Source organism: Actinomadura sp. NPDC048955 (assembly GCF_040649435.1).
GTDB lineage: Bacteria > Actinomycetota > Actinomycetes > Streptosporangiales > Streptosporangiaceae > Spirillospora > Spirillospora luteofluorescens.
This window is the reverse complement of sequence record NZ_JBEZJI010000121.1, coordinates 1-8089: the sequence shown is the minus strand read 5'-3', so window position 1 is coordinate 8089 and position 8089 is coordinate 1. Positions and strand designations below refer to the sequence as shown.

General features: G+C 64.3%; 4 protein-coding genes and 2 pseudogenes. All 6 read right to left on the bottom strand.

Going from position 1 to position 8089, the window contains the following annotated elements; all coding sequences use genetic code 11:
• Positions 1-520 precede the first annotated feature (520 nt).
• Positions 521-1162 (bottom strand): hypothetical protein, encoded by a 642-nt coding sequence (locus AB0C84_RS44770; protein WP_361078717.1) that lies wholly within the window; start codon positions 1160-1162, stop codon positions 521-523.
• Positions 1159-1935, bottom strand: coding sequence for a ParA family protein (locus tag AB0C84_RS44765; protein WP_361078714.1), 777 nt, complete (start codon positions 1933-1935; stop codon positions 1159-1161). Before AB0C84_RS44765 ends, AB0C84_RS44770 begins: the two co-directional genes overlap by 4 nt.
• Positions 1936-4881: 2946 nt before the next feature.
• Positions 4882-5604, bottom strand: coding sequence for a hypothetical protein (locus tag AB0C84_RS44760; RefSeq protein ID WP_361078711.1), 723 nt, complete (start codon positions 5602-5604; stop codon positions 4882-4884).
• A gap of 429 nt (positions 5605-6033) precedes the next feature.
• Positions 6034-6343 (bottom strand): annotated as a pseudogene (locus AB0C84_RS44755) (transposase); the annotation flags it as partial.
• A 430-nt stretch (positions 6344-6773) separates the two neighbouring features.
• Entirely contained in the window at positions 6774-7589 is an 816-nt protein-coding gene (locus AB0C84_RS44750) for a transposase (RefSeq protein ID WP_361078708.1), read from the bottom strand.
• A 95-nt stretch (positions 7590-7684) separates the two neighbouring features.
• Positions 7685-7918: pseudogene (locus tag AB0C84_RS44745) on the bottom strand (transposase); the annotation flags it as partial.
• Positions 7919-8089: the final 171 nt, after the last annotated feature.

Genomic DNA, 8089 nt, shown 5'->3' with positions numbered 1-8089 from the left:
CGGCCCACTTCGCTCGCCTGGCGGCTCGCTACGTGACCTGGCCTGGGCGAACGCGGCATCGCTTCGCGATCTGCCCGGCTCCGCTCGCCTCCGGCGTCGCTCCACCGGGCAGGTCACGCGTTCGCGCGCGTGGCCGGAGCCACTTCGAGACAGGCCCTAGGTCGAGGCACTCGGCGAGCAGGGCGCTGCCACTCCTAAAGCTGGCGCAATCTACTCAAGGCCCCGCTGCTCACCCAGCCGCCTGACCGCCATCGTCCAGGCGGTCCTCACGCTGCAGCATCACGCCGACTGAGGTTGGAATGACCTCGCTGTGCGCAGACAGGGAGCGCCGGTACGGGCGGTATGTCCCGGCCATTGACCATCTCTCGGCACCTGTCCGACCGACCAACTCCCCCGCCCCTTCCAATCACACCGGCCTGGCATCGCCGTATCCACGGCGGGGCCAGGACACCGAGGTCTTCAGCAGTCTTGAGGCGGCTTGACCCCGCACGCTGCGGCTCGCGACCTAGCTCGAGGCTCCTTATTCTTCCGGATGGAAGTAAGCCCGCAAAACGATCCTGGTCAGCTCACTCAGGGGAAGTTTGAAGTGATCTGCCAAGGCATGGAGCTGGTTCTTCTCATCGTAGGTCGGACGTATCTGCAACCGCTTGATCGCCCCGACCTTAGAGGATCCGTGGACGGAACGAGTTCCGAAAAGAGGGGAGTTCACCTGCTGCTGTTGCTGGTGACGCGCGATCAGTGTCGGCAGGCGCGGGTAGATTTGTTCGAAGGCTTGCAGTACAACCTCCGTTTGAGTGATCACCTGGCCGCCGCGGCTCCGCGTCCTTGCCTCACGCTGCACTCGCTCGACCAGGTCGGCGGCGACGTCGATCCCGGTCCCCTTCTGATGACGGCCATCGTTGGAGGAGTGTGTGGGCGCAGGAAGGCTCTGCGGCAGGACCGTTGGGGTGGCAGGTGTCGGCGACGACTGGTAAGACTCCGGTAGCCTGACGGGCTCAGCTTCCAGTGCGGACGGACCCGGCGGCGAAACTGCCGCGGGGCGCCCTGGACCGCTCTCATTGCTGAAGCCGTCGTCGATGTCGTCAGTGCCGACCTGTTCTCGCGCGGCTTTGAGACGCGCGCGGGTCTGAGCTGCGCTGGTGCGCGACGTCTTGGCGCTCACTGTGATGCCTCCTGCGCGTCGACGAGCTCGTCGAGGACCTGGATGTACTCGCGGAAGTCGGAGGGAACCGAGCCTGCGCCTAGGGCGTAGGTCTCCAGTTGGCTGATGGGCTGGTCGAAGCAGGCGACCTCATCACGTCGGAGGTCTTCAATTGCTTCGCGCAATGAAATCGTCCCTTTACGTGCTTTGGACATCAGGACGGTTACGAACAGGGGTCCGTCCTTCATGGACTCGACTTCCGCCGCAAGCTCGACGCTCGGCATGATCTGCTGGGTGTCGAGGGGGTAAGGACTGCTGCACACAATGAAGTCCTGGGTGACCTTCAAGGCGGCAGCGAGATACTCCCGCATCTGCGGTCCGGTGTCGACCAGCAAGTGTCTATATCTGCCGCGGGCGACCTTGATGCGGTCGACCATGTCTCGGCCGGTGATGCGCTTCCCGGTGTGGTCGTCTCCAGCCCAAGCCTTGACCACGACGTTGTCCGGCCAATCCGCGCTTGCGGCCGACCACAGCAAGGCCGAGCGATTGGTCGCGTCGGAATCGACGACAAGGACGGAGTCGCCGTTCAAGCCGAGCATGAGCGCCAGATACATGACGGTAGTGGTCTTGGACACGCCGCCTTTGAGGTTGCCCACCGTGACCGAGAGCCCCTGAGGGAGCGCGTCGAGCTTGTCGTAGATGGCCAGGAGAGCAGCTCGTTGCTCTTCGGGAAGTCGTTCGAACATTTCGGCATGCGGCCCGGTGTATCCGGGCGCCTCAGTGGACGTTGACACGAGTCGAGCTCCTCGAAGTCTTTGAGACCAGGTGTCTCCGCTGATGGCGTCATGCTCCGCTCGAAGCATCGCAGGTTCTGGCCCCCCGACGGGTCGGGGGCTCAGGGCATCTGAACGTTGTCCTTGGATGCGGACCGAGACCTCAGTCGGATCCTGCGTGTCGCCAGGTGTCGTGGCCGGATGCATGGTGTGAGTGAAACTTCCTGCTGTGGCTCAGTGGGGCATCCATACAGTAGCGCCAAGTCTGGACGATGGCTGGCATTGCTCATTACAGTCCGGCCTGCGTGTCGCGGTGGAGGCAGAGCCGCAGGTAGACCCACTGCCTCGCTCCAGGAGCAACTAGAACACTTGTATGCACGGGTACCTGGCGCGCTACCGCAGTAGGCGTCCAGGCCTCACTAGCGCCCCCCGCTTAAAGCACAGCAGGACACCTATGTTAACCATTCGCTCAGCTGTCTTCTTGCAACTTTGCCGATCACCCTTCCAGATGTTCTACAGCATTGTTTAGTGAACAAACACATACCTGCTGCTCACGCAATCCCGCAAGATCACATTCGAAGTTCCATGGCAGGAAAACACCAAGGTAAGTCTGAACATGGGCTCCATGCAAGCAGACGCACTAGTTCGCGGACCTAGCGGCCGCGCCCCTGTTCTCAGGTTAAGCAGGGCGTCTCCTTTCAGGCTTGGCGGCCCATCCTGCCTGCACTATAACCGACATTCCACTAGGACGAAATCTGTGCAATGCAGGATGCGGGCATTCAAGATGAAAAACCTGGTGCATCGCATAGTGGTTCGACAAGATCGCCGTCAAGCAAAGGCCGCGCATCCATTGATTGATCGTTGGCAGAATGCTTTCGTAGTGGGCAAGTCAACGTGATGCGAAACGTCGGTCGAGGCGCCCCGCCAGAGAAGCTGCAGCCAACGGCTCGTCATACTGGTTAGCAATGCAATCGAGTCTTGACACTTACCGGTTTACCAAACGGCGGTTCCAACGAGTTTTGGAGTATGCGTCTCGACAGGATATGAACAGACCTTGGCGACAAGTATCGTGACACGTGTCGAGACAAGTGTCTCGACACGCGAGACACATGCTTTGAGCTGCATCGATTCACGCTCATAGGCGTTCAGCATGCCCTCAGCGTAGCGCAGCACGAACGTCCCACCAAGCCCTCAGGCTTACTAGTGGCTTCAGATTCTTGCACCATTGCATCTCAGAAACTCCAGCCGGAGTGTGGTCAATGAAGGGGCAGATCGACGAGTCTGCCTCCTCCATGAGGCCGATCGGCCTTGTCTCAGCGCATACTTTTCGACCGAGAGCTGAATCAGTCGACGGCCAGTTTGATCTCCCTGCAGTTCGGCATCCCGCAACTTCGGCGCGCCCACCTTCATCCGAGGTTCCTGCGCCCTGCATGAGGAACTCGGGGCTCGGGGCATGAAGAGAAGGGCTTCCTAGAGCATCCGATGAGGGACGTGCGCGCATGTGTACATCCGTGGGCACAGCACTCCGAGCACAGAGGTGCTCATATTCCCTCTACAGTCCTAGGGTCCATCACATCGTCCGAAGGCAGCACAAGACGTAGGCGTGAGCCGCCTAAGACTCAGGGTCAATCTCGTGTGGCAAGGCACGGGCGAAGGTATCTTGCCGGGCGCATCGCGAGAAGCCTGTGCCAGCAAAAAGGCAGGGACCTAGGGCTTGTTGCCTGGAGGTGGGTTCCTCTGCCTTGGAGGCCTGATGTCGCGTGCACGAGAGAGCAGAGGCGCCCCACTGAGTGGGCGTTACTGGACCGCTCGTAGGGCCTCAGATGGCCCGCGCCGATGGGCTACGGCTTGCCTGGGGGGAGGGCGAGTGCCTCAGCCGGCAGACTCGAATGGTTCCGGCTCCGCACCGGACGCTGTGGCCTTTCGAGCCACGTCTCGCTACCTGGTCGCGGCGCCCGTAGTGCATGGAGGTGAAGATGAGGAACAAGTTCGTCGCCCGTCCGTCGCCGTGCCACCTACCAACCGGGGGATGGGTAGCGTCTCCTCTCGGTCAGTGGTCGAGGGAACCCAACCGGGAAAGGGGGCGTCTGTCTGACCTTGCGATCGTCCGCCTAGACGCGGCGTGATATCTCCTCATTCGTGCCGGTCCGAGGTGGCCGCATCAACCCCAGTACCAGCCGCCCGGTGAGGATCGCGGCCTCTCTGAGGTGAACTTGTGTCGGCCGTCTCGAATAGAGGTGCTGGCCGGTCCAGCCCATCCAGCCGTCTAACCCTGTACATGAAACTCACAAAAGGTGTAAAATATGACAAAACGGACGCCCTGAGATGCCCATAGAGGGCCGAACACCTTCTCCTGAATGTCCCGCTGTGGGGACGAGAGAAAAGTGCGACAGGTGGGCGCTGAGAGCCGTACAGAGGCGGTGCGGAGAGAGATTGCGGGACAGCGGCGAAGAACTGCCGCTCGGCAGGGCTGCGGACGGGCAAGGAAGCACGCCGAAGCCTGTAAGAATCAGGCGCGCTGGAGCCGGTGAGTGGGGGGACCACGCGTTCGGTCGCCCTCCCGCCTAAAATTGAGGGGAGTGCGAGGCTCGGGCGTCCTCGATGTGGGCGTATGCGTTGCGGTGCCGGATTGTGCTGGCGTGCGCGCGGCCGGGGGCGTTCCATATGTATGGGCCGCGGAGCGGGGTGTCTTGCCGCCGACGACGGCAAGTGGAGCGGCTGATTCATCGAACACGGCCTGGCCGGGCTGACCGGTGAGCCCGCCCCGGCCAATGAGCCCCGCCCCTGGTCGGCCGCCGTCGATCCTGCTGGACAAGTTCCAGCAGGTGGCCACGCCGACGGTGGAGCAGATCCCGCCCGGCGCCACGCGGTGGTCCTGCGCCTCGATAGCTGAGCGCACCGGGCTGACCAAGTTCACCAACGGGCGGATCTGTTCTACCACCGCCGCCCGACCGGCCGTAGTCCTGTTCAGTACCCCTGCTCATACTCCCGATGTAGCTTGTCCCTCAGAGCCGACGCCTGGTCCAAAGCCGCTTGCGCCTGAGGGGTGTGGGCGGGGGGGAGACTACCAACGGCCGCATACGAAGCGATCTCCTGGACCGTGAGCCCCAGGAAGTTGGCGAGACGCTCGTGGTCCAGGCCATCGGGACGCTCGATCGCCAAGCAGGCCCGGAGCCCTTCCATCCATACTTCCTCACACTCTTCGTTGACAGCCAGTTGGTCTGCGTGTGCCACCAAGTCTTGTGCCGCCCGCACGATCTCATGCCGATGCCGCGCCACAGCGGCAGCCACCCGTCCTTGGCCGGAACGCTCGCGTAGCCGGGCGAGCGCGGCCGCCCTGCCGGCCGCTGGAGTGCGGCGCCGCTCGGGGTCTTCCATGGAGCCGACCAGCCTGCTGTACCGATTTTTGGCGCTCCCCGCCCGCTCAACGCCCAAGAAAGGCGCCAGCGCCGCCCAAGTGATCCCGGCAGCACGGGCGTCATCAGTCGCAGAGCGCTCTTCTTGATCAAGGACAGACCGTAGAGCGCGAATGATCGTCAGCCGGGTCGTGGCCTGATCGGCCCGCTGCGGGCGCACGTCAGCCTCCGGCCGCAGCGAACGATGGTGAAGGCGGGTATAGGCAAGAATGCCTAGCGCGTCCTCAGGGTCGGGCCAGAGGTCACGGTGCGGATCGTCGGCGTCCTCATGCATCTCCTGCAGATGAGTTAGGAGTCTTCGCAGGTCAACGGGCGGAGGAGGGGCTGGGCGTCCTTTGGGCATGGGAGCAACCTAGAGCGCCACCTCGTCTTTTTCCAGTCTGAATAACACCGGGCGATGTAGCGCCTCCATGCAAGCGAACACAGAGGTAAGCACGTCCTCGGCGGGCTCCGATCGATGTGCTGAGCGGCCAGCAGCAGCACGTCCAGCTGATCGCGGACCGCCCGGCAGGTCCCGAGCAACGTGACGGCCTTCTCCCCGCTCACCTGATTCGCCGCGATCCCCAGCTCTCTGAGCCGATGCCGCGCCGCCCTCCGAGACGGAGAAAAGACGAACTCCCCCTGGGCGAGCGGGAAAGATTCCGGCGCTGACGACCTCTATCCCAGGCTCATGTGGCGGCGGGTCTTGGTTATTCTCGGCGGTCTGTTCCGTCAGCACGGAGCCGACACCGACGAGGCGAACGATCGCGGCATGGTCGGGGAACTCCCGACCACGTCGGTGGGCCGCCGGATCTCCTTGTTGAGGCGCTCGTGGGGATTGCTGGATCAGACCTGCCGCCGGGGCTGGTTCGGGAAGCCGGTGAAGGCCAGTAGATCGGTTCGGCCGCCTCCAGGCGCTCGGCCGCGTCCGGGTGCTTGGCCTCCAGCGATGCGACAACGCGGGCGTGCTGGGCGTGGACCTCTTCGGCGGCGGGCTGGTCGAAGATAGTCCGCACCAGCGTCGCCACCCACGGCTGCCAGGCCGTGCCGGGCAGCGTCGCCCGATCGCCTCGACCAGGCCGGCCTTCATGCACAACCGGCGATAACCGCGGCCGACCCGGCCCGGAGGGCGCTAGACCCACCGGCACCACGCCAGGTCGCGCTTCTCCACCCATTACGGGGGGCCAGTTATGAGCTCTGTCGCTCTTCGGTGGTAGCAGAGGTTGGGACCCGTAACCCTGAGGCGTGATCAAGATCGATCGGCTTGTCGATGTGGTGTTCTCGGGTCGAGACCGTTCCACGTCCATGCGCGGTGCGAGTGCACCGTGACCGATCGCCCCGTTGACAGTCGGCCGGTCGTGGTGGACGTGCGGGTACGGCGCTTGACCTGCTGTAACTGACGGTCTGCAACGTCAACGACGGCCGAATTCTGGCTCTGGCACACATTCCGTGAAGCGGAGTGTGTCAGTCGGCTAGGAGGACGCGTTTGCGCAGGAGGTCGGGGTTGGCGCGGCCGTACATCTGTCTCTTGATCATTTTGATGCGGTTGACGTGGCCTTCGACGGGGCCGGAGCTGTAGGGCAGGGTGAACCCGGCGGTGACGGCGTCTTGGTCGCGCCGCAGCCCGGTGACGAAGGAGTGCAGTTCGGGCAGGTCGTCACCGGCAACGGCGCTCATCCAGGTCTCGAGCCGCAGTCCTTGGCGATGGACCATCATCTCGGCAAACTCACGGACCCGGTCGCGCCGGACGGCGAGTTGCAGGCTGGCACCGCAGAGGGTGCCCAGGCGGTTTTGGTCGCCTGGGTCCAGGTGGGCGGGGTTGCTCAGGAACCAGGCGGTGGCCTGGCGGACCGTCAGCGGACGCGAACTGGACGGTGGGAGCCGGCCGGTTCGCCAGGGCTGGAGGTATTGCCGGACTGTGGTGACGGCGCCGCTGTATCCGCGTTCACGCAGTTCTGCGTGGAGCCGTTGGGCGTTGGTGCAGCCCTGGAGATCCTTGGTGCGCTTGCCGGTGCCGCCGTGGACCAGGAGCAGGCCGGGGTCGGCGGCTCGAGCGAACCGGCGGACGGTGTTGCGGCTCAGCTGCAGCTCGTCGGCGATCTGCATGATGGTGCGGCCCTGATCCAGCAAGGCGTGCACGGCGGCGTGCCGCTGCCGGGTGCGGACCGCGACGTCGTTTCTGCCCTCGGGGAACCGGGACGTCCGCGGGCCGAGCAGCTCCTCGGGCACCTGCGCCTTCTCAGCAGTGAGGACGTGCAGGTGATGGCGTTGCCGGGCCACCGTCCGTTCGACGGCGTCACCGAGGTTTCGCCAGATATGCCAGCGGTCGGCGACCTGGATCGCCTCCGGAGCGCCCCGGGCGATGCCTTCGCATAGGCGCCGGCCCGGTCCCGGCAGACGATCTCGACACCGGGGTGGGCCCGCAGCCAGGCCGCCAGCGTGTCGGCGGTGCGGTCGGCCAGGACCTCGACCGGTCGGCCGGTGGTGATGTCGATGAGGATCGAGCCGTAGACGCGTCCGCGGCGCAGCGCGAAGTCGTCCACGCCCAGCACACGGGGCGTTTCCACGGCGGCTTCGGGCAGGGCGCGGATCAGCCGGGTCAGCGTCATGCGGCTCACCTCACCCAAAGCCGCCCGGCTAGATCGTTGATGGGAAATATCGGTGTTGGTCAGTGGTCGTAGGCGGTCAGGGAGCGTTTGACGGGTGCGTCGATGAGCCAGTTGTGCCAGATGGCGGCGTTGAGGGCGCAGATGCGCTGGCAGATGCGTGTCCAGAGTCCT